This window comes from Brachybacterium nesterenkovii, assembly GCF_900163655.1.
GTDB classification, from domain to species: domain Bacteria; phylum Actinomycetota; class Actinomycetes; order Actinomycetales; family Dermabacteraceae; genus Brachybacterium; species Brachybacterium nesterenkovii.
The window spans coordinates 1-26,083 of the sequence record NZ_FWFG01000064.1 but is presented as its reverse complement, the minus strand read 5'-3'; the positions used below and the strand labels follow the sequence as shown (position 1 = coordinate 26,083).

The following is a 26,083-nucleotide window of genomic DNA, read 5'->3' as shown; positions in this document are numbered from 1 at the left end:
GGGCGCCCCCGATGCCCCGCACCCGCCTCCCCGGGACCCTATGCGATCGACTCCTCGACCGCCTCTCCTCCGCCTCCCGCCGCCACGTCCCCTCGCGCCGCCCTGCCGCGCCGGTCCCGGATCGTCCGCTGCGGGTGCTGATCCCCCGCGGGCTGGCGGCCCTGGCCACCCAGTCCGGCATCGGCGAGGCCATGCGCCATCAGCGCCGGGCCGTCGAGGCCCTGGGCCATGAGGTGGTCACCAGTCCGTTCGCGCCGTTCGACGTGGTGCACCTGAACACCCCCTTCCCCGACACCCCCCTGCTGGCCCGCTGGGCGCGCTGGCGGGGGCGGCCCGTCCTCGTGTGGGCGCATTCGACGGAGGAGGACTTCCGGGACTCGTTCACCGGGGCCAATGCGATCGCGCCGTGGTTCCGCCGCTGGATCGCGTCGATCTACCGCACGGGCGACGCCGTCGTGACGCCCACCCCGTACGCGCGCTCCCTGATCTCGCGCCCGCAGTACCGGCTGCGCCGCAACATCCACGTGCTGTCCAACGGCGTGGACACGACCTTCTTCCGTCCCGACCCGTCGGCCCGGGAGCGCCTGCGCGAGAGCCTGGGGCTGGCTCCGGACGCGCAGGTCGTGATGAGCGTGGGCCTGCAGATGGTCCGCAAGGGGATCCTCGACTGGGTCGAGGTGGCCCGGCGCCTGCCGGACGTCACCTTCGTCTGGTACGGCCGCACGGATCCGCGGATGATCACCCGGGACGTGGCCGCGGCGATCGCCGGTGCCCCCGCCAACTGCCTGTTCCCCGGCTACGTCGCGCCGACGGTGCTGCGGGACGCCTACGCGGGCTGCGACGCCTTCTGCTTCCTCACCCGCGAGGAGACCGAGGGGATCGTGCTGCTCGAGGCGCTCGCGTGCGAGGCCCCGGTGGTGGTGCGCGACATCCCGATCTACCGCGAGTGGCTGGCCGATGGCCGCGTCACGCACATGGTGCGCGGCGAGGGCCGTGCCGTGGTCGATGATGCGGTGGCGCGTCTGAGCGCGCTGCTGGCCGGCGATCTGCCGGATCTCACGGCCGCCGGTCGCGCCGAGGCCGAGGCGGTGGACCTGCACCGGGTGGCCGAGCGCCTGGGCGAGATCTACCGCGTCCAGGGCGTGCGGCCGATCGGTCGCTGAGGGGCGAGGGCTCGGGACGGCGCCACGTGCCGCTGGTCCGGGTGCGCCGCTGGTCCGGGGTGCGCCGCTGGTCCGGAATGCGCATCGAGCGCCAGCCCCGCTGCCCCGCCACCATCCTCCGGGGTGCGCGTCGAGCGCCAGCCTGGTTACCCCCGCCACCATCCTCCGGAATGCGCGTCGAGCGCCAGCCTGGTTACCCCCGCCACCATCCTCCGGGGTGCGCGTCGAGTGTCAGCCTGGATGCCAGAATCGCGCCGATCCGAGTCGCAGCGTGACACTCGACGGCGGCATGAGGCAGCAGGTCAGGTGACCGCGCGCGAGGCGGTGGCTGTGGCTGCGGCCGGTAGTAGTGGCGGTGGCTGCGGCTGACAGGCGGACCCCACCCCGCACCGGATCGCCTGTGTCCGTTCCCGTGTACATGCACGCGGGCATGTACACGGAAACGGACACAACGCGGAGCAGGGATGAGCGAGCACGCGGCACCTGGCGTCAGGCGCGCGCCGCCGGCTCGCCGTCCGCAGGCACGGCGTCCGCGGGCACGCCGTCCGTGCGCTCGTCGTCCACGGTCACGCCATCTGCGCGCTCACCATCGGCGGGCTCGTCGCCCTCGGGCTCGTCGTCCTCATGGGTCCAGCCATCGCCCCAGGTGTCGGTCTCGTAGTCGTAGTCCACGGGCTGGCCGTCCTCGTCCGTGCGGCGATACCACGCGGTGACGTGCTCGCTGCGCGAGTCGATCTCCGCACCGGCGCCCTGCCCGGCGGGCGAGGACCCGACGGGGAACGTCCAGTCGTCGCCGTGCTCCTCGATGCCGCGTCGGACCGCGAGGTCAAGAGCGGCCGAAGCGTGATCCTGGCGGATGGCCGCCGGATCCGTCGACAGCTCCTTGTGGAACGCCGCGGCCACCAGCAGCAGGATCGCCGCGAAGGGCACCGTCACGATGATCATGAGGCTCTGCAGGGCGTCCAGCGTGGTCTCGCCGCCGGCCAGCAGCATCACCACGGCGATGCCGATCATCATCACGCCCCAGAAGATCACGAGGGCCTTGCGGGGCTTCGGGTCGCCGCGCGAGGACAGCGTGCCCATCACCACGGACGCCGAGTCCGCGCTGGTGATGAAGAAGCTCGCCAGGACGATGCACACGAGAACCGACACCAGGCCCGACAGCGGCAGGTGCTCGAACATGCCGAACAGCACCTGCGGCGGGCTGGCCTCCGGCGTGATGCCCTCGACGCCGTCGCGGTACATGCTGATCGAGGTGCCGCCGAAGACGGCGAAGGCGATCACGAGGATCGAGCTGGGGATCAGCATGGTGCCCAGCACGAACTCGCGGATCGTCCGGCCGCGGGAGATGCGGGCCAGGAAGATCCCCACGAAGGGCGACCAGGCGATCCACCAGGCGAAGTAGAAGACGCTCCACGCGGCCTGCCACTCCACGGTCTCCTCGCCCCACGACAGCGAGCGGCTCATCATCCCGAGCACCTCCTGGCCGTACTGCATGACGGAGGACGGGATGAGGTTGAGCAGGAACAGCGTAGGCCCGGTGACGAACACGAACGCGACGAGCGCGAGCGTGAGGGCGATGTTGACGTTCGACAGGTAGCGGATGCCGCGGGAGACGCCGGAGACCGCGGAGACGATCACGGCGACGCCAAGCAAGGCGATGATGAGCACGAGCACGCCGTTGCCGACGCGGCCGACGCCCGTGACCACCTGGACGCCCTCCATGATCTGCAGGGCGGCGATGCCGAGGGCCCCGGCGGTTCCGAACACGGTGGCGATGATCGCGGCCATGTCGATGATCCGCCCCACCGTCCCCTGCGTGTGGCGGGAGCCGATGAGGGCGTGGAACACGGAGCTGAGCAGGGAGGGGCGGCCGCGTCGGTAGGAGGAGTAGGCGACGGCGCCGCCGACGAGGGCGTAGATCGCCCAGGCGTGCGGGCCCCATTCGAAGATCACCTGTGCGAGGCTGTGGTGCAGGGCCTCGGGGGTCTCCCTCGCGACGGTCTCTGGCGGCGGGGTCACGTAGTGGAAAAGCGGCTCGTAGGGCCCGTAGAAGAAGATGCCCACGCCGATGCCGGCGCCGAACATCATGGCCACCCAGGCGAAGCGGCTGAACTCGGGCTCCTCCCCGTCGGGTCCCAGCGGGATGTCCCCCTAGCGGCTGAAGGCCAGGTAGAGCATGAACAGCAGCACGCCTGCGACGCACAGGTTGAACAGCCAGCCGAGGTTGCGCATGACCCAGCCGATCGCGGTCCCCGTGACGGTGCCGATGGCGCCGAGGGCGAGGATGCCCCAGACCACGAAGGCGAGGACGAGCGTGCCGGTGATGCCGAAGACCACGCGGTCCAGGCCGAAGCGGATGCGGTTGCGGTCGACGGGGACGCCGGGGACGAGGCCCGGATGCAGGCCGTGCGGGTAGTCCGGCTCCTCAGGGCGCGGGTCGGGGACCAGGCTGTCGGGCACAGGACTGCCAGGCACCGGGCTGTCGGGCAGCGGACGACCGGGCAGCGGGGCCTCGGATGCGGGAGCGCTGGCCGCCTGCGGGGCGGCATCTGCGGGGTCGGATGCCGAGTCGCGGAGGTCGGCGGCGGGCGGGCGGGAGGTCGACGTGGGCTCTGAGGCCACAGGGTGCTCCTGTCAGCGGGCGGTCGGCTACCGAGAACGGCGACCGGGGTCCGGGCCCGCACAAGAGTAGGCGAGGGGCCGGGAGGCCTCCACGTGACCCGCGATGCCCGCGCGCATCTCACCGACCGCGCGGGAGGCGACGTGAGGAAGATCCCGGCGTGGCGCTGCGGGACGATGCGGCCCATCGGACACGAGCCCGTGCCCGGCCGCTCCGCGCCCGTCAGGAACGCCGCTCGGGACGCCACAGCACGAGCGCCCCGGACTCGGGGCGGGCCGGGCGCTGGCCGCGGCGCAGCGGGGTCACCTGACCGTCGCTTCCCGCGGCGAACACGCGGCGCGCGGACTCGGGCGTCATGCGCTCCTGGACGGCGCGCTGGACGCTCGCGAGCTGCTCGTGCATCGCGCGGACCTGGTCCTCGAGCTCGAGGATCCGCTTGATGCCCGCGAGGTTGATGCCCTCCTCCTGGGAGAGCTGCTGGACCTGGCGCAGGCGCCGCACATCGTGGGCGCTGTAGCGGCGCCCGCGCCCCGAGGTGCGGCGGGGCGTGACCAGACCCAGCCGGTCGTACTGGCGCAGCGTCTGCGGGTGCATGCCCGACAGCTCCGCCGCGACGGAGATGACGAACACGGGGGCGTGCTCGTCGAGCTCATGCGCCGGGGACACGCGGATCGCCTCCTCGAGGATGCCGTCGGCGGGATCAGATTCGGGATCGGGGCGGGGCGTCGATCCCCGCCCCGTCAGTATGGCCCGCGTCAGCGGGCCGCGTCGGCGACCAGGGACGCTCGCGGGTCGACGTCCTTCTGCGCCTCGCGGAGCTGCTCGACGGCGGCGCGGGTCGCGTCGTCGAGCTCGGAGGGGACGTCCACCTGGAGCGTCACCAGCAGATCGCCGGTGCGCTTCGAGGTGGTGATCCCCTTGCCCTTGGCGCGCAGCACACGGCCCGAGGGCGTTCCCGCGGGAACGCGCATGCGCACATGACCGCCCTCCAGCAGCGGGACCTCGATGGTCGTGCCGAGGGCCGCCTCGTCGAAGCGGATCGGCACCGTGATGCGCAGGTCCGCACCGTCGAGCGAGTACACCGGGTGGGGCGTCACGTCGATGGTGAGGATCAGATCGCCGGGCTTGCCGCCGTTGGGGGACGGCTGGCCCTTGCCGCGCAGGCGGATCTTCTGGCCGTCGCGCACCCCCTTCGGGGTCCGCGTGGTGACGGTGCGCCCGCCGACCTCGAGGCGGATCTCGGTGCCCAGCGCCGCCTCGCGGAAGCTCAGACGGGTGCGGGCCGACAGGTCCTGGCCCGCGGTCGGGGCGCCGTAGCCCCCGCCGCCGAAACCGGAGGCGCCGCCCCCGAAGCCCTGGCCGCCGCTGAAGCCCTGCGAGCCCCCGAACATGGAGAAGATGTCCTCCATGTTCGGCTGCCCCTGGGCGCCCGCGCCGCCGAAGCGGACCCGGGTGCCGCCGGCGCCGCCGCCGAACATCGCCGAGAACATGTCCTCGAAGCCCTCGGCGCCGGATGCGCCGCCGGGACCGGAGGCGAAGCGGGCGCCGCCGGCGCCCATCGCCCGGATCGCGTCGTACTGCTTGCGCTGCTCCTCGTCGTGGAGCACGCCGTAGGCCTCGCCGACCGCCTTGAAGCGCTCCTCGGCAGTCTTGTCGCCGGGGTGGCGGTCCGGGTGCAGTTCCTTGGCCTTCTTCCGGTACGCCTTCTTGATCTCCTGGGCGCTCGCGTCCATCGAGACACCGAGCACCGCGTAGAAGTCCTTGTCGAGCCAGTCCTGTCCGGACATCTGGCCCTCCTTCCGCATGATGAACGTGATGGTGGTGGTGTCGCGAGGGCCGCGGCCGGGGACCGGTCCCTGCGGGGACGGCGGACCGCCCGGCAGCTGGGCTGCGGACGATCCGCCGTCGTCGTCGTGCCGCAGGTGCTCCGCCTGCCGCGTGCGGCGGGCGGAGCACCCGGGTCACCGGGGCTGCGACGTCACGGGGACCGCGGCGTCACGGGTGCTGTGTCGTCAGGAGGTCTCGGGCGTCACTGCGGGCCGCGGGTGGCCACACGAGCGGGGCGCAGGACGCGCTCCTTCATGCGGTAGCCGCGCTGCAGGACGGTCTTGATCTCCGCGACCTCGACCTCGTCGGAGTCCTCGTGCATGAGGGCCTCGTGGATGGTCGGGTCGAAGGCCTCGCCCTCGGCGCCGAAGCGCTCCATGCCGTGGGCGCGCAGGGCGTCCTCGAGCTTGGAGGCGATCGAAGCGAACGGCGTGCCCTCGGCGATGTCGCCGTGCTGGCGGCCCAGCTCGACGTCGTCGAGGACCCCGATCAGCGAGGACAGCACGCCCGCGACCGCAGTCTCGGTGCCCACCTGGGCGCTGGCCTCGATGCGGCGGCGCGAGTTGACGTACTCCGCCTGGGCGCGCTTGAGCTCCTCCTGGAGTTCGGCGACGCGGCCCTCGAGCTCGGCCACGCGGGCGTCGGACGCCGCGCCGGGCGTCTCACCCTGCTCGGCCTCGGCGAACAGCTCGGCCGCCTCGGCATCGATCGGGTCGACGCCCTCAGCGCCCTGCGAGGGGGCGGAGGCATCGTCCGCGGACGCAGCGCCCTCGGGCTGCTCCTGCTCGCCGGCCGCGGGGCCCGACGGGCGGACGGTGCCGTCCGTCGGGTCCACGCGACGCTTGTCGGCGAAGGAGAACGAGCCGCCCTGGCCCTCGGCCGAGCCGTCGCGCGGCTCCTGCTGGGGGTTCGTGCCGGCGTTCTCGGTCACTTGGTCTCCTCGTCCTCGTCCACGATCTCGGCGTCGACCACGTCATCGTCCCCGGAAGTGCTCGACGCAGCGTCGGCGCCCTCGGCACCCGGCTGGGCGTCGCCCTGCTGGGAGTAGATGGCGGTGCCCACGGCCTGCAGCGCGGTGTTCAGCGCATCGCGCTTGGACTCGAGCTCGGACTTGTCGGCGTCCTCCTTGGCGAGGGTCTCCTTCGCGTCCTTGATCGCGTCCTCGGCGGCGGACTTGTCCGCGTCCGAGACCTTGTCCTCGTTGTCCTTGAGCAGCTTCTCGCCCTGGTAGACGAGCTGCTCGAGGGTGTTGCGGGCCTCGGCGGCCTCGCGGCGCTCGGCGTCCTCGGCCGCGTGGGCCTCGGCGTCCTTGATCATCCGGTCGATGTCCTCCTGGGAGAGGGCGGAGCCGCCGGTGATCTGGATGGACTGCTCGGCGCCGGTGCCGCGGTCCTTGGCGGACACGTGCACGATGCCGTTGGAGTCGATGTCGAAGGTGACCTCGATCTGCGGGATGCCGCGGGGCGCCGGGGCGATGCCGGTCAGCTCGAAGGTGCCCAGGAGCTTGTTGTCGCGGGTGAACTGGCGCTCGCCCTGGAACACCTGGATCGCGACCGACGGCTGGTTGTCCTCGGCGGTGGAGAACACCTCGGAGGACTTCGTCGGGATGGCCGCGTTGCGCTCGATGAGCTTGGTCATCACGCCGCCCTTGGTCTCGATGCCCAGCGACAGCGGGGTGACGTCCATGAGCAGGACGTCCTTGCGCTCGCCCTTGATGACGGCGGCCTGCAGGGCCGCGCCGATCGCGACGACCTCATCGGGGTTGACGCCCTTGTTGGGCTCCTTGCCGGTGAGCTCCTTGACGACCTCGGAGACGGCGGGCATGCGGGTGGAGCCGCCGACGAGGACCACGTGGTCGATGTCGGAGACCTTGATGCCGGCATCCTTGATGACCTGATGGAACGGCGCCTTGGTGCGCTCGAGCAGGTCGGAGGTCATCTCCTCGAACTGGGAGCGGGAGAGCTTCTCGTCCAGGTGCAGCGGGCCGTTCTCCGTCATGGAGAGGTACTGCAGGGAGATGTTCGTCGAGGTGGCCGACGACAGCTCCTTCTTGGCCTGCTCGGCGGCCTCCTTGAGGCGCTGCAGGGCGATGCGGTCCTTGGACAGGTCCACGCCGTCCTTGTTCTTGACCTGCGAGATCAGCCAGTCGACGATCTTCTGGTCCCAGTCGTCGCCGCCGAGGCGGTTGTCGCCCGCGGTCGCCTGGACCTGGATGGTCGAGCCGTCCTCGTCCTTGGAGACCTCGAGGAGGGACACGTCGAAGGTGCCGCCGCCGAGGTCGAACACGAGGATCTGCTCGTCATCCTTGCCCTTCTCGAGGCCGTAGGCGAGGGCCGCCGCGGTGGGCTCGTTGATGATGCGCAGTACGTTCAGGCCCGCGATCTGCCCTGCGTCCTTGGTGGCCTGGCGCTCGGAGTCCGAGAAGTAGGCGGGGACGGTGATGACGGCGTCGGTGACGGTCTCGCCGAGGTAGGACTCGGCGTCGCGCTTGAGCTTGCCCAGCGTGCGGGCCGAGATCTCCTGCGGCGTGTACTTCTTGTCGTCGATGGTGATGGTCCAGTCGGTGCCCATGTGGCGCTTGACGGACGCGATGGTGCGGTCCACGTTGGTGACCGCCTGACGCTTGGCGACCTCGCCCACGAGGACCTCGCCCTGCTTGGAGAAGGCCACGACGGACGGGGTGGTGCGAGCGCCCTCGGCGTTCACGATGACGGTGGGCTGACCGCCCTCGAGGACGGCGACGCACGAGTTGGTGGTTCCGAGGTCGATGCCGACGACACGGGACATGTGTGCCTGCCTTTCCGCGACCGGTGCGGTCGCACTGTTCCGCCGGAGCCCGGCGGGAAGATCTGAGTCGAAGCGGCTCAAGCAGATACCCGGCGGTTCCGGAGTGTCAAACCCTGGTGCATCTAACTTGCGCTCACCAGGCTCAACCCTGGGGGTGGGGCGGATATTCCGCCGATGCGCGGCCGTGGCACGGATCACAGATCCAGTGCCTACGGTGGCGCCATGGACCCTCTCGCGACGCGCCGCCTGGCCGCCTACGCCCTGGACATGACCTGCTGCCTGGGCATCGCCGCCGCGACCGTGCCGCTCGGTCTCGCGCTGCGCCGCGGGCGTCCGGAGTGGATCTCGGAGCCGACCGTGCAGGCTCTGAGCGCGGTCCCGGTGGTCGCCGCGACCGCCTGGGCCGCATGGGCGGAGTCCGGGCCCCGTCAGGGGACGCCGGGCAAGCGCGCTATGGGGCTGCGCACCGAGGCCGTCGAGGGCGGGCGCCTCCCTCTCCCCCGCGCCGCCGTCCGGGCCACGGCCAAGGTGGCGATCCCCTGGCAGCAGGGCCACACCGCGACGATCCACGGCATGTGGGGAGGTTTCGAGAAGCCGGACGCGCTGCTCATCGGCTCCTACGCGGCGACCTACGCAGCGATGATCGCCGGCATCGTCCCCGTCGTGCGCCGCGGCGGCCGCACGATCCCCGACCTGCTCGCCGGGTCGCGGGTAGTGCGGCAGGACTGACGGGGCTCTTCCCCCGGTGCACAGGTCTGCGCATACCCCGACTACCCTGCCACTATGGCCCACCGCGTCTTCTCCATGCCCGTCGCCGAGGTGTACCCGCACTACGTGACCAAGGTCGAGCGCAAGGGGCGCACCGAGGCGGAGGTGCGCGAAGCGGTCTGTTGGCTCACCGGCTTCGACGATGCGACCCTCCAGCACCACCTCGACGATCGCACGAGCTTCGAGGACTTCTTCGCCGCCGCGACGCTGCACCCGCACGCCTCGCTCATCACCGGCTGCGTCTGCGGGGTCAAGGTCCAGGAGGTCGAGGACCCGCTCATGCGGAGGATCCGGTACCTCGACAAGCTGATCGACGAGATCGCCCAGGGCAGGCCGATGACCAGGGTCCTCCGCCCCGCCTGACCCCCTCCGCCCCAGATCCCTCCGGGTGCGACAGCGCGGTGCGACGATGGGGGCATGAGCGCACCGATCGCCGTCGTCGACGGCCACAACGACCTGGCCTGGGAGCTGCGCGAGCGCGGCTACGACCTCTCCGCTGACGACATCGCGATACCGCTCCCCCATCTGCAGACGGATCTGCCGCGCCTGCGCGCCGGGGGCGTCCGCGGGCAGTTCTGGTCGGTGTACGCGCCCTCGACCATCCCCGATCTCCTGCGGGCGACGCTCGAGCAGGTCGACGCCGTGCACGCCCTCATCGAGCGGTACCCGGACGATCTCGTGCTCGCGACGGATCCGGAGGACCTGGCCCGCGCGCTCGAGGCCGGGCCCGAGGCGCCGATCGCCTCGATGCTGGGCGCCGAGGGCGGGCACTGCATCGCGGACTCCCTGGGGGTGCTGCGCGATCTGCACCGCCTGGGCGTGCGGTACATGACCCTCACGCACAACGAGAGCAACGCCTGGGCGGACTCCGCGACCGGCGCCGCCGATCACGGCGGGCTCACGGACTTCGGGCGCGACGTGGTGCGCGAGATGAACCGCATCGGGATGCTCGTGGACCTCTCGCACGTGGCGCCGTCGACCATGCGCGACGCCCTCGTCGTGAGCGCGGCGCCGGTGATCTTCTCCCACTCGTCGTGCCTGAGCGTGTGCGGCCACGTGCGCAACGTGCCCGACGATGTCCTCGCGGACATGGCCGAGCGCGGCGGCACCTGCATGATCACGATGGTGCCGCGCTTCGTCTCGCAGCGGGTGATGGCGTGGAGCGACGAGGTGGAGGCCGCCGCCACGGCGTCGGGCATCGACCCGCTGGACCTCACCGCCCGCGACGCCTTCGAGGCGACGTGGCCGCATCCGGCGCCGCCGGCGACGCTCGAGGAGGTCGTCGCCCACATCGAGCACGCGCGCGAGGTCGCGGGCATCGAGCACATCGGCCTGGGCGGCGACTACGACGGCGCGGGCACGATGCCCGTCGGCCTCGAGGACGTCAGCACCTATCCGCGGTTGTTCGACGCCCTGCGCGCACGGCGCTGGAGCGATGACGACCTCGCCCGGCTCGGCGGACGCAACGTGCTCGCGACGTGGCGCGCGGCCGAGGCCGTCTCCCGCGAGCTGCGCGCGGGTGCGCCCGTGGACCCGGCGCTGCGGCGGCCGTGACCCCCTCCCTCGGCACGGCGGGTGGGATCGCCGATGTCCCCGACCTGTTCGGCGGCATCGGAGAGGTCCTCGGCCTCGACGCCCCGGCCGTGCCTGTGCGAGGGCCGCGCCGCTGGTGGAGCGGGCCGCTCGACGTCGAGGGACTCGCCCTGGGCAGCGCACTGGCCGCAGCCCGCTCCGCCGCCCTGTGGACGGGACGGTCGGACATCGCGGTCGACGCCGCGCGGGTGGCAGGGGCCTTCGGCTCGCTCTCGCATCTGCGGATCGACGGGTGCGCCCCGGAAGGATTCGCCCCGCTCTCCGGCTTCTTCCGGTGCTCCGACGGCTGGATCCGCACCCATGCGAGCTACCCGCACCACGAACGGGCTCTGCGGGAGGCTCTCGGCCTCGCCGCCTCGGACTGCGACGACCCTGCGGGAGCGGTGCGGGACGCGCTCGGCTCGCTGCCGCGCCGCGAGGCCGAGAGACGGACCCGTCGTGCCGGAGGCGCCGCGGCGGCCATGCGCACGCCGCCGGAATGGTCGTCCTCCCCGATGGGACGGGCCGCGGCGGCGACTCCCCTGATCGACGTGGATCCGGGGGACGTGGCGACGCTCGCCGTCGGGTCTGCGCGCAGGGACCGGCCGCGCGTCCTGGATCTCACCCGGGTGATCGCCGGGCCGACGTGCACGCAACTCCTGGCGCTGCTGGGGGCCGACGTGCTGCGCATCGATCCGCCGCAGCTGCCCGAGCTGCTCGATCAGCACCTCGATCGCGATCACGGCAAGCGCACCGCTCTCGCGGATCTCCGCGATCCGCGGGCGCGATCGCGCATTCTCGAGCTGTGCGCGGAGGCGGACGTCCTCGTCACCGGCTACCGGCCCGGGGCGCTCGCGGCGCTGGGACTCGATGCCGAGACCCTCGCGCGCGTGGCGCCGCGGCTGGTGACGGTCTGGCTCGACGCCTGGGGCGGTACGGGGCCGTGGTCGCACGACCGCGGCTTCGATTCGCTCGTGCAGTCGGCGTCGGGCATCGCGTGGCTGTACGGGGAGGCGGCGCGCCGCGGGGCCGACGAGGAGCCGATGCGCCGGCCCGGCGCCCTGCCGGTGCAGGCTCTGGACCACGCGGCCGGCTGCCTGCTGGCGGCCGCGACCTGGGCCCTCCTCGTGCACCGGGAAAGGACCGGACGGGCGGGCGGCGCGCACGTGTCGCTCGCCGCTGTCGCCCATCAGCTTCTCGCGCTGCCGGTCCCGCAGGACGAGGGCGCTCCGATCGCGATCGCGCTCCAGGAATCGGACAGTCCGCACGGACGCCTGCTGCACGCCGCTCCGCTCTTCTCCTCCGCGGACGACGCCATCGCGTTCCCGTTCCCGCCGCGGAGGTACGGGGGCGATCCGCTCACCTGGTCGCAGGCACCGCAGGGCTGACGCGGGACGCGCAGAAGACCCGTCCGTTCCTGTGCCCTGGTCACGGGCCCGCACAGCGGATCGACAGCGCTGTCGCCTTCGTTCGTCAGCCCCCCTCCCTAGCGTCGTCATCGACAGATCATCCGATGAGCGACCGCAGGAGGAGACCATGCTTGAGGACACCCGACGATCCGATGCCCACGGCGAGCGCGAGCGCATCCGCCGCGCCCTGCTGGCCCGTCGCCCCGCTCTCGCGGCGCGCCTGGTGGAGGGGCCGAGCGGCGCCCTGACCGTGCCGGTCGGGCAGGGACGTGCGATCGAGGTCGGTCGCATGCGCCGTCTGGGCCGCCCCCGCTGGGTGGTGGTGGAGCCGATGGAGGAGGGCGCGAAGGTGCACGAGCCCGCGGGGATCGAGGACTGCGCGCGGATCGTGCTGGCCGCGCTCGCCCGGCGGCGCATGCCGCGGGCGAGCGCAGCGTGATGATCAGGCGTCGGGGGTCAGGATCTCCGGGAGCTCGGCGCGGAACGCGTCGGAGACCTCGCGCGCCGTGAGGACGTGCCCCTTGGCTCCCTTGGCGTCGGCGAGCTCCTCGGCCCAGGTGCCGGTGGCGGCGCGCTGGTTCGGGGTGCCGTGGTGGCCGTTCGAGGCGAACGAGCAGTCGCCCACCTCGTAGTCGGTGCGGATGAACGCGTCGACGCGCTGGGCGCGCAGGCGCTCGCCGCGGGGGTGGGAGAGGTAGTAGCCGGCCAGGGCGTCGGCCTCGAGCTCGGTCTCGCGCGTGGCCTCGGGGGTGCCGGCGTGCTCGGCGAACAGGCCCAGGCGGTACTGGACCTGGTGGCCGTACTCGTGGGCGAGGATGCCGCGGGGAGCGACGTCGCCCAGGCCCAGGTTCTCCATGCACTGCAGGATGCCGTCGCCCATGATGATCTTGTCCGGGACGCCGAGGGCCTCGTCCGGGCCGGCGTCGCGATCGGAGTAGGCGAAGGCGTTGAACGTGAACAGCGGGTGGCGACCGCCGTCGAACTTCGGCTGGGCCAGGTACTCCTGGACGGCGGCGATGATCTCCCGGGCATCGGCCTCGGAGATCTCGAAGACCAGCGTCACCATCGGGACGAGCGCCTCGGTGTCGGCGAAGATCGACCCGTGCATCGCGGCCAGGAGGATGTCGCTGCCGTCGACGTCCCAGAAGCCCTGGAGGCGGCGGAAGGTCTTCGTGAGCTCCTTGCCGTACTCGCCGTCGATCCCGTAGGTCTGAGGGCCGTCGGGAGCGAACAGGAGCGCGTGGTAGGTGGGCCAGTCGAGGAGGCCCAGCTGGTCCATGAGGTCGAAGTCCTCGGCGGTCCAGTCCTTGGTGGACTCGGTGATGTAGTCGCGCATCCGGGTGGGGCCGCAGGCGTACTGGCCGCCGTCGATGGCGCGGGCCAGGCCGCTCGCGCTGACGCGTCCCTCCGCCGCGACCAGGGCGGCCATGCGCGCGCCCGCGGCGGTGCGGCGCGAGCGCAGGTCGGGCAGGCGGCCGGCGAGCTCGCGGGTGCGCTCCGGGGTCCAGGCGGCGGAGGGCTCGGCCAGGGCGGGAGCGCCGAGCAGGAGGGCCGGGACGGCCAGGGCGAGGGCGGAGGTGACGGTGCGACGTCGCATCGGAGGATCCTTCGTTCAGGGGATGGGGACTGGGCGGGATCATGCCCCATGAGTGACCTGGGCCACCGCCGTGATCGCATGTCGACACCGTTCCGTGACCTGCGACGTCGTGGTCGGTGAACCCGGGCACCTGCAGGCATGAATGCATGCGGGTGCGCCCGGCAGGTCCGACCGGTGCCGGTCGGACCTGCCCGTCGCTCGTCAGCTCCTGGTCTCCCCGCCCAGGAAGCGCGGCAGCCAGATCCGCTCCCAGTCCGTGACCTCCTGCGCCATGTTCCCGGTGCGGTTCGGTACCCGCGCCGCGACCCGGTACCGCGCACCGGAGGCGTCCCGCTCGAGGAGGGCGTAGTCCACGAGCTCGCGCCGCCAGAACGCGATGTCCGGGTGGAGCACGCCGAGGATCTCCCCGACCTCGGCCTCGCTGTACTCCTCGCCGGGAGCGAAACGGGCCAGCAGCTCGAGGAGGAGGGCGAAGCGCGCTCGGCGGCGCGCGGGGATCGAGGTGATCCGGCCTTCCCTCCAGAAGGGGCGGAGGAGGCGTTCGTGCTCGGCGCGGGCGCGCACCGGATCGATCGCGGGTTCAGCGTCCACGGCGTCCGCAGCGGCCCGCGGCGCGGCGGGCGCCGATACGAGGGCGCTGGGGTCCGTCGCCCTCTGGGCCATCAGGGCGGCCCGGGCGGCGGTGTAGTTCTGGCCGGTCGCGCTCATGCGGGCGCGGATCAGGCGCTTGAGGTCGTGGTCTCGGGTCATGGCTGTCACCTCGCGCCGTCGGACATCCCCAGCATGCGGCGGCGCGCGGACGCGTCATGAGCAGTTCGAGAGACCCGAGGATTCGCTCCCCTTCGCCGCGACGCTCGGGCTGGGGCCGAGCGCGGGCTGGGCGGCGGGTCGACGCCGTGCACGATCATGCCAGACGTCGGCAGACCACGGCGGAGCCCCGTCGCTCAAGCGGCCGCGCGCGCCACGAGCGTGTGGACGTGCCAGTGCTTCTTGCCGTCGGCGAAGTCGCGGCCGTCCTCGTCGCGGATCTCCCGCTGGACGATCCGCATGCCCTCGAGCATCGCGTCGATCTCGGCCGCGGTGAACGTGGCGATGCTGTCATCGCCCGCCCAGGTGTCGTGCTCGCCGAACAGGTCGACGGCGACCACGCCGCCCGGCTTCAGCGCCGCCCGGAGCTTCTCCCACACGGCCGGCAGGGCATCGCCGAGCAGCGGCAGCGCGTACCCGGAGTAGATGATGTCCGCCGCCGGGAAGGCCTCGACCTCGGCGATGTCGCCGTGGCGGAAGTAGATGGTCCCGTCCATGCGGGAGTTCTCCACCAGGCGCGAGGCGATCGTGTCGTCGCTGTCGTACGCGAAGACGGTGAAGCCGCGGCGCGCGAACTCGAGCGCATCCGATCCGCCGCCCGCCCCGAGATCCAGGACGGAGCGCCCGGCACCGGTCACGGCACCGATGGCCGAGATCGCTGTGGAGACGAGGCGTCTGGCGGGACGACCCGCCGCGGAGGTGTTGAAGGCATGCCAATCGACCTCGGGTGCGCTCGTCATCCCCCCACTGTGTCCCGCAGCGTGCACGGATGTCACATCGGTGTGGTACGCCGATCGCGAAACAGGGCGGATGCGGGCGCGCCCTCTACGATGCCGTCGTGCCGATCGATGACTCCCCCGCCCCGCTCCCGACCGCCGCGCCGGGCCCTGCGTCCCGCGATGGGGTCCGCGCCCCGTCGGATGCCGCGCCGGATGCCGCGCCGCGCGGCCGCACCGTCCGCGAGCTGACGCCGGAGGACGCGCCCGTGGTGCGCGAGGTGATGCAGGCGGCCTTCGCCGAGTACACGACGCCCGATTTCTCCTACGGCACGGAGCGCGAGACGGACGCGTCGATCCGCACCGAGCTCGAGGGCGCCGGCCGCGCCCTCGGGATCTTCGACGGGGACGCACCGGTCGCGGTCGTGAAGATGCACCCCGATGCCGGGAGCGACCTGCTGTACTTCTGGCGGCTGTCGGTGCTGCCGTCCTATCGCGGGCAGGGGCTGTCCGGGCACCTCATCACCGCTCTCGCCGCACTCGCCCGGACGGAGGGCTTCGCGGGCCTGGCCTGCAACGTGGTCCCGCGCCATGCCGGTCTGACCGAGGTGTACCGCCGCCACGGCATGCGCCTGATCGGCGAGGAGGAGTTCACCGCGCCCGACGGCACCGAGATGACGCTGCTGCGACTCGAGGGCCGCTTCGACGAGGACCTCGCGCCCTCTCCTCCCGATCGCTCCCCCGCGTCCTCTCCGCGCCGCGCTCTGCGGGAGCTCGGCGCGGAGGATGCCGAGCTGCTCGCCTGCGTCATCCATGACGCCTTCCGGCAGTACGACGCGACCGAGGCCCCCTCCGGCGCGATGCTCGAGACGCCCGAGACCCTGGCCGCGGAGATGGCCCGCGGCATGCGGGCGATCGCGGTGCAGGTCGACGACGTCGTTTTCGCCGCGATGAAGACGACCGTCTCGCGCACCCGCGCCCTGCAGCTGTCGCGGGTGGCGGTCGCGCCCGAGCACCGGGGACAGGGGCATGCGCGGGCGCTCGTCGAATGGGCCCTCGCCGAGGCCGAGGCGCAGGGGCTGCGCGCCGTCACGTGCACCGTCCGGGCCGACGAGCCGGGGAACATCGCCCTCTATGAGCATCTGGGCTTCGCCGTCAGCGCCCACGGCGTCCATGTGAGCCTCACCGGCCGCCAGCATCAGGTGGTGCAGATGCGCCGGCCCGTGGCGGGCGGGCCGCGAGCGGCATCGGCCGCCAGCCCAGGCTCCGGTGCAGGCACTGCCGACCGAGGTGCCGCGGGCACCGCGACGACAGGCACCGCGGACGCTGCGACGGGGACGGAACAGGACGCGCGACCGGGCACCGAGCTCGACGCGGCGCAGGACACGAAACTGGGCTCAAAGCAGGACACGAAGCAGGGCTCGACGGAGGGCGCGGCCCCGCGCCCGCTGCGGATCGCCGCGGTCTGCCTGCACACCTCGCCGCTCGCGCCTCCCGGTGCCGCGGATGCCGGGGGCATGAACGTGGTGGTCCTGGAGCAGGCCCGGGCGCTGGCCGCCCGGGGCCATCAGGTGGACCTGCTGACCCGGCGCACGGATCCGGCCGCCCCGTTCGTCATCGGCATCGCCCCCGGCCTGCGCCTGTTCCACCTCGACGCCGGGCCCGCACGGCCCCTGGCCAAGAGCGCCATGGAGCAGACCATCGCCCCGTTCGCCGCGGCGCTCGCCCGCCACCTGGACTCCGGTATCGCCTATGACGTGCTGCACGCCCACCACTGGTTCAGCGGGGTCGCCGCGCTCGATGCGGCCCGCGCCCGCGGACTGCCGCTCGTGCAGTCCTTCCACTCGGTCGCCGCGCCGGAGGGTGCCGCCACGCTCGATCACGGCGAGCCTCCCGAGTCGCCCGGCCGCATCGCCGGGGAGCGCCGGGCCGCCACCCAGGCCGACCTGGTCGTGGCCGTCTCCGAGTCCGAGGCCCGCACGGTCCGCGAGCGGTACGACGTGCCCGCCGCCCGCATCCGCACCGTCCTGCCGGGGGTGGACACGCGCGTGTTCCACCCCGCCGAGGACGAGCACAATGCTCCTGGCGATACCGATACCGATACCGGCAGTCTGACGCTGCTGCACGCCGCCCGCCTGCAGCCGCTCAAGGCGCCCGACCTGGCGATCGAGGTGCTCGCGGCCCTCGGCCCCGACTCGCCCGCGCGCCTCGTGCTCGCGGGCGGCGCGAGCGAGGACGACGCGGACCAGCCGCGGCACCTGGAGGAGCTCGCGCAGCGTCTCGGTGTCGCCGATCGGATCGAGCTGATCGGCTCGGTGGACCGCGCGGAGCTCTCGCGCCGCATGCGCGAGGCCGATGCCCTGCTGCTCACCAGCTGGTCGGAGACCTTCGGGCTGGTGGCGCTCGAGGCTCAGGCGTCCGGGACACCGGTGATCGCCTGGAGCGGTGCCGGAGGGGTCACCGAGGCCGTCGGGCCGGATGGGGTCGTGCTCGGCTCGCGCTCGCCCGAGGACTGGGCCGCGGCCGTGCGAACGCTGCTGGCCGATCCCGAACAGCGCCATGAGCGCTCTCGCGCCGCCCGGGCGTTCGCCGAGTCCCGCACCTGGGAAGTCTCGGCCCTGCGCCTCGAAGCCTGCTACCGCCACGTCCTCGTCGAGGAGGAGAACCGATGACCGCCCCTGATTCCCCACAGGATCCGCTCTCCGCGCCCGCGCCGAACGCCGCGCACGTTCCGACCGCCGCGCAGGCTCCGACCGCCGCGCAGACGCCCGACGCCTGGCGACTCCTCGAGGGCGCCCAGCGGGTGCTGACGCTCCAGGCGCATCCGGACGACGAGACCCTCTCGACGGGAGCGCTGCTGGCGCACCTGGCCGCGCGCGGCACGCGCATCGACCTCGTGACCGCCACCCGCGGGGAGGAGGGCGAGACCGTTCCCGGATCGATCGCCCCGGACGATGCCCGCTCGTTCGTCGAGGTGCGCGCCGCCGAGCTCGACGGCGCGACCCGCAGCCTGGGGATCACCTCGTCGTGCTTCCTGGGCTCGCCTCCCGCGCTGGCGCCGGGCGCGGATGCGCGCCGCTACCGCGACTCCGGCATGCGCTGGGTGACGCCGCAGCTGGCCGGACCGGCCGAGGACACGGGCCCCGACGCCTTCACCCGCCGCCCCGTCGCCGAGGCGGTCGCGGATCTCGAGGCCGCTATCCGGGCCCTGCGCCCCGACGTGCTGCTGAGCAACGACGACGGCGGGACCTACGGCCACCCGGACCATGTGCACGTGCACACGATCGCCGCGCGGGCCGCCGCCGCGCAGGGGGTGCCGCTGATCGAGGTGGCCAGCTATCACGATGCGGATGCCCAGGCCGACGACCCCTCGTTCGCCCGCCGCGAGCTGCCGGGGACCGCGCGTGCCGTCGAGGGCGCGCTGCGAGCCCACCGCACGCAGCTGACGGTCCTCGGCCCGGCCGCCGCCGAGGGAGCAGGCAGCGGCGTCGCGGGAGTGGACGCCGCCGAAGGAGCAGGCAGCGATGTCGACCGTGCCGGGAGGGGCAGCTCGGGTGCTGCCAGCGGCATCCGCATCGTGCTGTCCGGGGGCCAGGAGCGCGTCGTCCCGCTGAGCGCCGGGATCCGGGTGCACCGGGAGGAGCCCGTGGACGCACGGTGAAGATCGCGGGCAGGGCCCGCGCACATCCCCTCGCGACCTGCCCGCTGTTCGTACGCTCGCCTCGTGCCCCTCACCTTCGCCCATCCCCTCGCCGCTATCCCGCTGCGCCGCCTCGGCCTGCCGCTGCCGGCTCTCGCGATCGGCGCGATGATCCCCGATCTGGTGCTCTTCGCCCGCCTCCCCGTCGACTACGCGTTCACGCACTCGGTGCTGGGGATCGTGACGGTGGACCTCGCCCTCGCGGCTGTGCTGCTCGCGCTGTGGTCGCTCGTGCTGCGCGCCCCGCTCACGGACGCGGCACCGGCATGGGTGCGCGAGCGCTGCCCCGCTCCCCCGCCGCTCACGGCGCCGAGGGCGCGCGATCTGCTCGCGGCGGCGGCCGCCCTCGTGCTCGGCGCCGTCACCCACATCGTCTGGGACGCCTTCACGCACCCCTTCGGGGCCGTCGTGGTGCGCGTGCCCGCACTGCAGGCCGAGGTCGGTCCGCTGCCCCTCTACCACTGGCTGCAGTACGGCTCCTCGCTGCTGGGCGTCCTGGGGCTCGCGCTGCTGGCGATCATCGTGCTCGGGCGCTCCCGCCCGCGCCCGCTGCCGCGGCGCCTCGGGACCCCGGCCGTCGCGGTCATCGCCGTCCCGCTGGTGCTCGGGGCGCTGACCGCCGGGCTGCTGATCGGCGTGGGCTGGGGTTCCTGGGAGCCGGGAACGCTCGCGTTCATGCTGGCCACGCGCACATCCGCGGTCGCGGCCGTCGCACTGGTCGCGACGGCCGCGGCCTGGTGGGCGGCTCTCGGGATCCGCTCGGCCCGGACCCCCGAACCGCCGCGCGGCGATCAGTCCACGCGCAGCAGCAGGCTCCAGGACCCGGCCCGCGGACGCAGCTGATAGGCGGGGAGCACGTCCGGCCCGCAGGACCGCGAGCCGAGCCCGTGCTGGGCCGCATCGAGGAACAGGTGCACGGCGTGCGGCTCGGGAAGCTCATGCGGGTGCGCGGCCGCGGCGACCTCGTGCTCGTCGTGCTGGCGCACGCTGAAACCCGGCAGCTCGCCGGCGACCGGCAGCGCCGTCACGGTCAGGTCGCCCGCCGCGCCGCGCAGGGTCGTCTCGCGCAGCCCCGCGCGGTGGCCTGACTCCTGGGGCACCGCGTACGGACAGACCATCTGCGCGAGCGGCCGCTCGTACCGGCCCACGCGGGCGGCCTGGCGCGAGTCCGGGTAGTTCTCCTCGGGACCGGTCCCGAACCAGGCCACGTGCTCGAGGCCGGGCTCGAGCTCGAGGACCAGCCCGAGGCGGCCCCAGGTGCCGTCCCAGCCGTCCGAGGGACTCGCATCGGCCTCCAGCGCGAGCCCCTGGTCGGTCCAGCTCCAGCGCAGCGTCACATCCACGCTGTGCCGGGACGACGCCGGGGACCAGCGCTCGTTGACCACCAGCGACGACGCCGGATGCCCGGCCCCCGCGGTGCGATCGGCCGCCTCCCATCGCACCGACACGGTGCGGCGCTTCAGCAGGTGAAGGTGGCGGTCGTTCCAGGTGCGGGCGGTCGAGGGGCCGGGCGCGCCGAGGCCGTGGGTCTCCTCGGGCGTGGCGTCGAGGTAGGAGCCGAAACCGTCCAGGGAGTCGTTCTCGGTCGGCGAGCGCCACAGCGACAGGCGCGGGCCGCGCACGGCCAGCGCGCCGATGCGGGTCAGGAGCCCCGTCGATGCGTCGAAGCGGGCATCGCCGAGGGCGACCTCGCCGGTCGTGCCGGGGCCGACGGGGGCCAGCGCCTCGTCCGCTGCTGCGGCGCCGAGGCCGTTCGAGGACGGGGCGCCGTCGTGGATCTCGTCGCGGCCGACGGCCGCGGGCGCGACGGGTGTGCGCTCGGCCAAACGGATCTGCGTGCTCGAGACGACGTGGCCGGCCTCGGCCCATGCGGCATCTGAGGCCAGTTCGGCCCGAACGGTCAGCCAGACCTCGCGAGCAGCGCCGTCGTCATGACCTCCCGATCCTCGCCCGGCGTCGAGCAGCGCGGCGGGCAGGTTCACGAGGGCCTCGTCCCCCGCGGGGATCGGCGGCGCATCCAGCTCGAGGGTCTCGACGGCGCGACCGTCGGCCTCGCGCACGGCGACCAGGCGCAGGTCGGAGGTGTCGGCGCTGTGGCGCAGGTTCCGCACCCGCAGGGCACGGCCCTCCCCCTTCTGGCCCTTCGCCTCCGCGTCCTTCGCATCGACGATGTCCAGGCGCACCGGGGCGATCACCGCGGCGAGCTCGGCCAGTGCCGGGGACGGCGTGCCGTCGCTCAGCACGAGGCCGTCGCACACGAAGGAGCCGTCGTGCAGCTCCTCCCCGAAGTCGCCGCCGTAGCCGTAAAACGGCGTGCCGTCCGCGGTGCGGGTGGCCAGGCCGTGGTCGCGCCATTCCCAGATGAAGCCGCCGTGCCACTGCGGCAGCGTCGAGAACGCCTCCTCGTACTCGAGCAGGCCGCCGGGGCCGTTGCCCATCGCGTGCGCGTACTCGCACTGGATCATCGGGCGCTGCGCGAGGACCGCATTGCGCCCCGCCGTCGTGGCGCGGCCCTGGCCGATGCCCGCGGACATCTCCCGCATCGACTCCAGCGGCTCGTACATGCGCGAGACGATGTCGGTGTACCGGCCGTCGAAGTCGGGCTCGTAGTGGACGGGCCGCTCGGGGTCGCGGCGGTGGATCCACGCGGCCATCGCGGCCGTGTTCCGTCCCGTGTGGGACTCGTTGCCCAGCGACCAGGCGATCACCGACGGATGGTTCTTGTCGCGCTCGACGAAGCGCTCGGCGCGGTCCAGCAGGGCGTCGCGCCACATCGGCTCGTCGGCCGGGTTGCCGCGCCAGCCGCCGAGCTCGAAACCGTGGGTCTCCAGGTCGCACTCGTCGATCACCCACAGTCCCAGCTCGTCGGTCATCTCGAGCAGCCGCGGATGCGGCGGGTAGTGGCTGGTGCGGACGGCGTTGACGTTGTGGCGCTTCATGAGCAGCAGGCCCTCCCAGGCGTCCTGCTCGTCGAAGACGCGGCCCTGCGCGGGGTGGAACTCGTGGCGGTTGACGCCGCGCAGGCGCAGCTTGGTGCCGTTGACGCGCCACTCGTGGCCGACGATCTCCACGCGCCGGAAGCCGAGGCGCAGCGTCACCGTCTCCCCCGCGCCCTCGCCGTCACCGTCGCCGTCGACCGCACCGGCCGACGCGACCTGGGCCTCGTACAGGCGCGGCGTGTCGCAGCTCCACGGCTCGACGGTCCCGACCTCGATCGGGGCGAGCTCGGCGGGCGAGGCGAGAGTCTCCTCGATCCCCAGCTCGGGGACGCGGACCGTGACCGGCCAGGCGCCCTCCGGGGCGCGGACCTCGGGGATCAGCGTGCCCTGTCCCGTGGCGGGATCGTAGTCGGCGCGCAGCCAGACGTCGTCGATGCGGGACGCGGGCCGCGCCAGCAGCTCGATCTCGCGGAAGATCCCGGGCAGCCACCACTGGTCCTGATCCTCGAGGTAGGACGCGGCGCTGAACTGGTGCACCCGCACCGCGAGCGTGTTCTCGCCCTCGCGCAGCAGGTCCGTGACGTCGAGCTCCTGGGTGAGGCGGGAGCCGCGGATCGCGCCGACCCGCCTCCCGTTGAGGTGCACGACGCCGAGGGACTCGATGCCGAGCGTCCGCAGCACCGCCCGGCCGCCCTCCGGGACGAATCCCGCGGGCACGTCGAGACGGCGGCGGTAGACCGCGGCGGGACTGTCCATCGGCACGTGCGGCGGATCCACCGGGAAGGGGTAGACCACGTTGGTGTAGGCGGGGGCGCCCCAGCGGTGGTCGTCGGCGGCGAGCACCCAGTGGGAGGGGACGTCGATGGCGTCCCATGCGCCCGCCGACCGATCCTGCGCGGGCTCCTGCTCCGCGGGCTCCTGCGCGGCGGGCGCGCCCGGGGCGGCGAGCGCGTCGCCGCCGGCCGCGAGGAGCGCCTCGGTGCCGGGGAACCAGCGCAGCTCCCACTGCCCGGTCAGGTCCATCCGCGCGGCGTCGCTGCGCAGGTGCGAGCGCGGGGCGCAGCGGGGGCCGTCGCCCGGGGCGGCGGAGGAGATGTCGGCGAGGATCGCGGCGGCGCCGACGGCGGTGTCGTACTCGGGGTGCATGGAGTGCTCCGTTGCTCGGGAGGACGGTGTCCCCTCGAGGCTATCGGACCGAGCGCGCCCGTGCTCCCGGCACAGCAGGCCACTCAGCCACCGGCACAGCGACCGGCACAGCAGGCCGCTCAGCCTCCGGCCGCGCAGCCGCCTCAGAAGGCGGGGACCTCGATCTCCAGCAGCACGGGCAGATGGTCGGAGGCCTCACGGAACCTCCCGGCCGGCACCGACGCCGTCTGGGTGAGGCGGTCCTCGCGCACGACGTCGACGCCCTCCGTCACGTAGATCGCGTCGATCCGCCGCTGCGGACGACGGGCCGGGAAGGTCCACTGCGTCGCGTCATCGCCCGGATCATGGGCGACGGTCGACAGCAGGGTGCGCGCCGGGCCCGTGCCCACCTCGTTGAGATCCCCGCCGATGACGACGGGCGCACCGGCACCCTCGATGAGCTCGCAGGCGCGGCGGGCGTGGGTCACCCGGTTGGACTCCTGGAGGGCGAAGTGGATACAGGAGAACACCATCTCTCCCGCACCCCCGAGATCCAGGCGCACCGCGGCCACCCCGCGCGGATAGGTGGAGTTCGCGTCGACGATCTGCTGGCGCACGCGCAGCAGCCCGCGCGTCACGACGCGATCGGCCATCTCGTCGGTGCCCAGGATCGCGAGGCCGCGGCCGAAGCGACCGCCGAGGAGCACCCGCATCCCGACGCGGCGCGCGACGTTCTGCAGGCGCAGCTGCGGCAGGAAGAACCGGGGCGCCTCCTGCACGAGCATGATGTCCGGCCGGATCTCGCGGATCGCCGTGAACAGGGCGTCGAGGTCCCCGCGCAGCTCGCAGATGTTCCAGCTCAGGACGCGCAGGACACGACGGGAGGGGTCGACGGCCTCGGACACGGTGCTCTCCTCGCGGACGTGATCGGGGCGTGACGTCCGACGGGATCGTAGCCGGGCACGGGCCGCGGCAGCATTCAGGCCGCGGTGGGCCCGACCGGCTCGGGCTGGGAGGCCCGCGCGTCGATCACGCGCTCGACCAGGGAGATCAGCTCGCTGACCTCGTACCCGGGCCAGCCGAACAGGGCGCGCCGCCACTCCGGCTGGATCGCCTTGTGGCCCAGGGCCGCGCCGAGCAGCCCCCCGGTGATGCTCGCGAGGGTGTCCGTGTCGTAGCCGGCGCGGACCGCCGCCTCGAGGGCCTCCGTCATCGCCGCGCGCTGGGCGAACTTGCCCCGCGGGATGGGCAGCACGCCGTGGATCGCGGACCATGCGGCCTGGAAGGCGTGGACCACCCAGCCGTTGCGCGGGAACGCCGTGGGGACGGCCGTCTCCGCCTCCTCGATGCGCTGGGCCCACAGCTCGGCGCGCTCGGGCTCGAGGAGATCCAGTGCGACGCGCACATCGACCTCACCGGTGAGGATCGCGTGGCGGACCGCGAAGGTCCACAGGATGCAGGCCTCCTCGACATCGGGCCCCTGATGCGTGAGGCGGCACACGGCGAGGACGGCCTCGACGAGCACCTCGTCATCGGCGTGCAGGTACGGCAGGGCGACCGCGTGCGTGCGCAGGAGGCAGCCGTTGCCCGCATTGTTGGTCGTGTGCTCGGCCACGCAGTGCGCGGCGGCCTCGAAATCCGCGGCGGTCGGCAGCGAGCGCCCGTCGGCGACGGCGCGGGCGATCGCCGCCCCCATCACCTTCGAGGTCATCGCCCCGATGTCGGGCGTCCCCATCGACCACGCGTACCACTCGCGCGCGATCTGGTCGAGGGACGAGGGCAGGCGCAGATCGTGCCCCAGGGAGGCGGCCGCGGCGGCCTCGAGGACTACGATGGACATCGACGTGTCGTCGGTCCACTCGCCCACGTCCCAGCCGAGCACCCCGCCGCCCGTCATCGCGACGTCGTCGGAATCCGGGATCGGCCCCTGGAACTCATAGGGCGCACCGAGAGCGTCCCCCGTGGCCGCACCGATGACGCTGCCGAGAGCTCTCGCGCGCACCGCTGACGTCACGAGCGATGCCTCATCGCGTCCGCTCTCGTCTGTCACCCGTCCATGGTCACATACGCAGGCGGGGCCACTCGTCCCGTTCGGGCGTGAGGAAGCCCTCCCCGGGCCCCGCCGGTACGCTGGTCGCGCAACGAAGGAGCTCCATGTCGACGACGTCCACCCCCTCCGCGGATGGCACCACCGAGGCGCCCGCCTCCGCCTGCTGCGACGACCCCCACGACCACACCGGGCACGATCACGGCCCCACCGGCTCCGAGATCGTCACCGGTCTCGTGCGCGGCTTCTCCGTGCTTTCGCTGCTCGTGCCCCTGCTGGGGCTGGTGATGGTGATCGCGGGCCTGCCGATGACCCCGTCCACCGTGCTGGTGCCGCTCCTCGGCATCGTCCTCGGCGGCCTCCAGCTCGGCGTGATCGTGGCCACCGGCCTGGTCGTCGCGCGCGGCGACCGGAAGCTGTCGGTGCATCCGGGTCTGGTGGTCGCCCGCTCCGTGCTCGAGGAGGTACTGCGCGTCGCCGCCGTCCTGCTCGTGCTGATCCTGTGGCCCGCCCAGGCCCGCGGGCCGCTGGGACTGTGGGTCGGCATCGGCTGCGCCCTCGTGTGGGTGGCCCTGACCACCGCCCAGCTCGTCTCCGCACGGCGCCGGATCGCCCGCCCGTCGGAGTGGTCCAAGGAGATGGTCGCCACGCTGCTGCTGGAGAAGGTGAGCGTGCGTCGCACCATGCTCATGCGCGTGCTCGACGTCATCGGCCTGATGCTCTTCCAGGTGGGCGCGACCGTGCTGGTCACCGCCGCGCCCGTCATGGCCGTGGCGACCGCGGTCCTGTCGATCGCCGTCGGCATGTCCACCCTCGTCCAGGTGCGCCGCACCCCGCACGAGCGCACCCGCAGCGCGTGGGCGTTCGCGCCCCTGGCCATCGGGGTGATCACCGCCGCGCTGGCCGTGCTCGCCTCGCTGTCGATGTGATGCCCGAGCACCTCCGTCGGCCCGGCGCCGTTGACGTGGCCGAAGAGGTCGTCCTGGAGGCGGACGGCGGGGTC

20 protein-coding genes and 1 pseudogene are annotated in these 26,083 nt (G+C 73.2%); 10 read left to right on the top strand and 11 right to left on the bottom strand.

Annotated features, from left to right (window positions below):
* The first annotated feature begins 11 nt into the window (after nucleotides 1–11).
* The gene (locus FM110_RS07140; RefSeq protein ID WP_087104006.1) at nucleotides 12–1,163 is read left to right on the top strand and encodes a glycosyltransferase family 4 protein; all 1,152 of its coding nucleotides are present in this window, start codon (nucleotides 12–14) and stop codon (nucleotides 1,161–1,163) included.
* Nucleotides 1,164–1,652: 489 nt separating this feature from the next.
* Here the strand turns inward: FM110_RS07140 and FM110_RS07135 are convergent.
* The 5 genes and pseudogenes from FM110_RS07135 to dnaK form a co-directional block, all read right to left on the bottom strand.
* Nucleotides 1,653–3,503: pseudogene (locus tag FM110_RS07135) on the bottom strand (BCCT family transporter).
* A 505-nt stretch (nucleotides 3,504–4,008) separates the two neighbouring features.
* Nucleotides 4,009–4,452: a heat shock protein transcriptional repressor HspR gene (locus FM110_RS07130; RefSeq protein ID WP_087104004.1), complete on the bottom strand. Its 444-nt coding sequence runs from the start codon at nucleotides 4,450–4,452 to the stop codon at nucleotides 4,009–4,011.
* Between the two features lie 89 nt (nucleotides 4,453–4,541).
* Nucleotides 4,542–5,573 (bottom strand): DnaJ C-terminal domain-containing protein, encoded by a 1,032-nt coding sequence (locus FM110_RS07125; protein ID WP_087104002.1) that lies wholly within the window; start codon nucleotides 5,571–5,573, stop codon nucleotides 4,542–4,544.
* Between the two features lie 242 nt (nucleotides 5,574–5,815).
* The gene (locus FM110_RS07120; protein ID WP_087104000.1) at nucleotides 5,816–6,544 is read right to left on the bottom strand and encodes a nucleotide exchange factor GrpE; all 729 of its coding nucleotides are present in this window, start codon (nucleotides 6,542–6,544) and stop codon (nucleotides 5,816–5,818) included.
* On the bottom strand, nucleotides 6,541–8,400 hold the full coding sequence (gene dnaK, locus FM110_RS07115; protein ID WP_087103998.1) for a molecular chaperone DnaK: 1,860 nt from the start codon (nucleotides 8,398–8,400) through the stop codon (nucleotides 6,541–6,543). Before dnaK ends, FM110_RS07120 begins: the two co-directional genes overlap by 4 nt.
* Before the next feature lie 222 nt (nucleotides 8,401–8,622).
* Here dnaK and FM110_RS07110 point away from each other — a divergent pair, with 222 nt between their 5' ends.
* From FM110_RS07110 to FM110_RS07090, 5 genes are all read left to right on the top strand, one after another.
* Nucleotides 8,623–9,129: an RDD family protein gene (locus FM110_RS07110; RefSeq protein WP_159458004.1), complete on the top strand. Its 507-nt coding sequence runs from the start codon at nucleotides 8,623–8,625 to the stop codon at nucleotides 9,127–9,129.
* Nucleotides 9,130–9,183: 54 nt separating this feature from the next.
* Entirely contained in the window at nucleotides 9,184–9,531 is a 348-nt protein-coding gene (locus FM110_RS07105; RefSeq protein ID WP_087103994.1) for a DUF2200 domain-containing protein, read from the top strand.
* Between the two features lie 54 nt (nucleotides 9,532–9,585).
* The gene (locus FM110_RS07100; RefSeq protein WP_087103992.1) at nucleotides 9,586–10,722 is read left to right on the top strand and encodes a dipeptidase; all 1,137 of its coding nucleotides are present in this window, start codon (nucleotides 9,586–9,588) and stop codon (nucleotides 10,720–10,722) included.
* On the top strand, nucleotides 10,719–12,128 hold the full coding sequence (locus FM110_RS07095; protein ID WP_234992011.1) for a CoA transferase: 1,410 nt from the start codon (nucleotides 10,719–10,721) through the stop codon (nucleotides 12,126–12,128). Before FM110_RS07100 ends, FM110_RS07095 begins: the two co-directional genes overlap by 4 nt.
* Nucleotides 12,129–12,276: 148 nt before the next feature.
* The gene (locus tag FM110_RS07090) at nucleotides 12,277–12,588 is read left to right on the top strand and encodes a hypothetical protein (RefSeq protein ID WP_087103990.1); all 312 of its coding nucleotides are present in this window, start codon (nucleotides 12,277–12,279) and stop codon (nucleotides 12,586–12,588) included.
* Between the two features lie 3 nt (nucleotides 12,589–12,591).
* Here the strand turns inward: FM110_RS07090 and FM110_RS07085 are convergent, their stop codons facing one another.
* The 3 genes from FM110_RS07085 to FM110_RS07075 all read right to left on the bottom strand — a co-directional run bounded on the left by FM110_RS07085 (nucleotide 12,592) and on the right by FM110_RS07075 (nucleotide 15,293).
* Nucleotides 12,592–13,746 carry a neutral zinc metallopeptidase gene (locus tag FM110_RS07085; RefSeq protein ID WP_087103988.1) on the bottom strand — a complete coding sequence of 385 codons (1,155 nt, stop codon included), beginning with the start codon at nucleotides 13,744–13,746 and terminating at the stop codon, nucleotides 12,592–12,594.
* Between the two features lie 201 nt (nucleotides 13,747–13,947).
* Nucleotides 13,948–14,496, bottom strand: a complete 549-nt coding sequence (locus tag FM110_RS07080; RefSeq protein WP_087103986.1) for a DUF2087 domain-containing protein — start codon at nucleotides 14,494–14,496, stop codon at nucleotides 13,948–13,950.
* Between the two features lie 194 nt (nucleotides 14,497–14,690).
* Entirely contained in the window at nucleotides 14,691–15,293 is a 603-nt protein-coding gene (locus FM110_RS07075; protein ID WP_087103984.1) for a class I SAM-dependent methyltransferase, read from the bottom strand.
* Between the two features lie 98 nt (nucleotides 15,294–15,391).
* On the opposite strand from FM110_RS07075, the gene FM110_RS07070 reads away from it, so the two are divergent.
* From FM110_RS07070 to FM110_RS07060, 3 genes are all read left to right on the top strand, one after another.
* A complete protein-coding gene (locus tag FM110_RS07070; protein ID WP_159458003.1) occupies nucleotides 15,392–17,941 on the top strand; it encodes a GNAT family N-acetyltransferase in 2,550 nt (849 codons plus the stop codon).
* Entirely contained in the window at nucleotides 17,938–18,930 is a 993-nt protein-coding gene (locus FM110_RS07065; RefSeq protein ID WP_087103980.1) for a PIG-L family deacetylase, read from the top strand. The genes FM110_RS07070 and FM110_RS07065 overlap by 4 nt, the downstream gene beginning before the upstream one ends.
* Before the next feature lie 63 nt (nucleotides 18,931–18,993).
* Nucleotides 18,994–19,812, top strand: coding sequence for a DUF4184 family protein (locus tag FM110_RS07060; protein ID WP_159458002.1), 819 nt, complete (start codon nucleotides 18,994–18,996; stop codon nucleotides 19,810–19,812).
* On the opposite strand, the gene FM110_RS07055 is transcribed toward FM110_RS07060, so the two are convergent.
* The 3 genes from FM110_RS07055 to FM110_RS07045 form a co-directional block, all read right to left on the bottom strand.
* A complete protein-coding gene (locus FM110_RS07055; protein ID WP_087103976.1) occupies nucleotides 19,761–23,054 on the bottom strand; it encodes a glycoside hydrolase family 2 TIM barrel-domain containing protein in 3,294 nt (1,097 codons plus the stop codon). The two genes, FM110_RS07060 and FM110_RS07055, sit on opposite strands and share 52 nt — an antisense overlap.
* A gap of 143 nt (nucleotides 23,055–23,197) precedes the next feature.
* Complete coding sequence (locus FM110_RS07050) at nucleotides 23,198–23,938, bottom strand: endonuclease/exonuclease/phosphatase family protein (protein ID WP_234992009.1); 741 nt, start codon at nucleotides 23,936–23,938, stop codon at nucleotides 23,198–23,200.
* A 74-nt stretch (nucleotides 23,939–24,012) separates the two neighbouring features.
* Nucleotides 24,013–25,083 carry an ADP-ribosylglycohydrolase family protein gene (locus FM110_RS07045; RefSeq protein WP_087103974.1) on the bottom strand — a complete coding sequence of 357 codons (1,071 nt, stop codon included), beginning with the start codon at nucleotides 25,081–25,083 and terminating at the stop codon, nucleotides 24,013–24,015.
* A gap of 104 nt (nucleotides 25,084–25,187) precedes the next feature.
* On the opposite strand from FM110_RS07045, the gene FM110_RS07040 reads away from it, so the two are divergent.
* The gene (locus FM110_RS07040; protein ID WP_087103972.1) at nucleotides 25,188–26,009 is read left to right on the top strand and encodes a hypothetical protein; all 822 of its coding nucleotides are present in this window, start codon (nucleotides 25,188–25,190) and stop codon (nucleotides 26,007–26,009) included.
* The last annotated feature ends 74 nt before the right edge of the window (nucleotides 26,010–26,083 follow it).

Bases quoted from the DNA above. Each gene is read 5' to 3' on its own strand.
- FM110_RS07125 (WP_087104002.1), bottom strand. From the start codon at position 5,573: ATGTCCGGACAGGACTGGCTCGACAAGGACTTCTACGCGGTGCTCGGT.
- FM110_RS07105 (WP_087103994.1), top strand. From the start codon at position 9,184: ATGGCCCACCGCGTCTTCTCCATGCCCGTCGCCGAGGTGTACCCGCAC.
- FM110_RS07100 (WP_087103992.1), top strand. From the start codon at position 9,586: ATGAGCGCACCGATCGCCGTCGTCGACGGCCACAACGACCTGGCCTGG.
- FM110_RS07110 (WP_159458004.1), top strand. From the start codon at position 8,623: ATGGACCCTCTCGCGACGCGCCGCCTGGCCGCCTACGCCCTGGACATG.
- FM110_RS07055 (WP_087103976.1), bottom strand. From the start codon at position 23,054: ATGCACCCCGAGTACGACACCGCCGTCGGCGCCGCCGCGATCCTCGCC.
- FM110_RS07040 (WP_087103972.1), top strand. From the start codon at position 25,188: ATGTCGACGACGTCCACCCCCTCCGCGGATGGCACCACCGAGGCGCCC.
- FM110_RS07075 (WP_087103984.1), bottom strand. From the start codon at position 15,293: ATGACGAGCGCACCCGAGGTCGATTGGCATGCCTTCAACACCTCCGCG.
- FM110_RS07080 (WP_087103986.1), bottom strand. From the start codon at position 14,496: ATGACCCGAGACCACGACCTCAAGCGCCTGATCCGCGCCCGCATGAGC.
- dnaK (WP_087103998.1), bottom strand. From the start codon at position 8,400: ATGTCCCGTGTCGTCGGCATCGACCTCGGAACCACCAACTCGTGCGTC.
- FM110_RS07085 (WP_087103988.1), bottom strand. From the start codon at position 13,746: ATGCGACGTCGCACCGTCACCTCCGCCCTCGCCCTGGCCGTCCCGGCC.
- FM110_RS07140 (WP_087104006.1), top strand. From the start codon at position 12: ATGCCCCGCACCCGCCTCCCCGGGACCCTATGCGATCGACTCCTCGAC.
- FM110_RS07065 (WP_087103980.1), top strand. From the start codon at position 17,938: ATGACCGCCCCTGATTCCCCACAGGATCCGCTCTCCGCGCCCGCGCCG.
- FM110_RS07090 (WP_087103990.1), top strand. From the start codon at position 12,277: ATGCTTGAGGACACCCGACGATCCGATGCCCACGGCGAGCGCGAGCGC.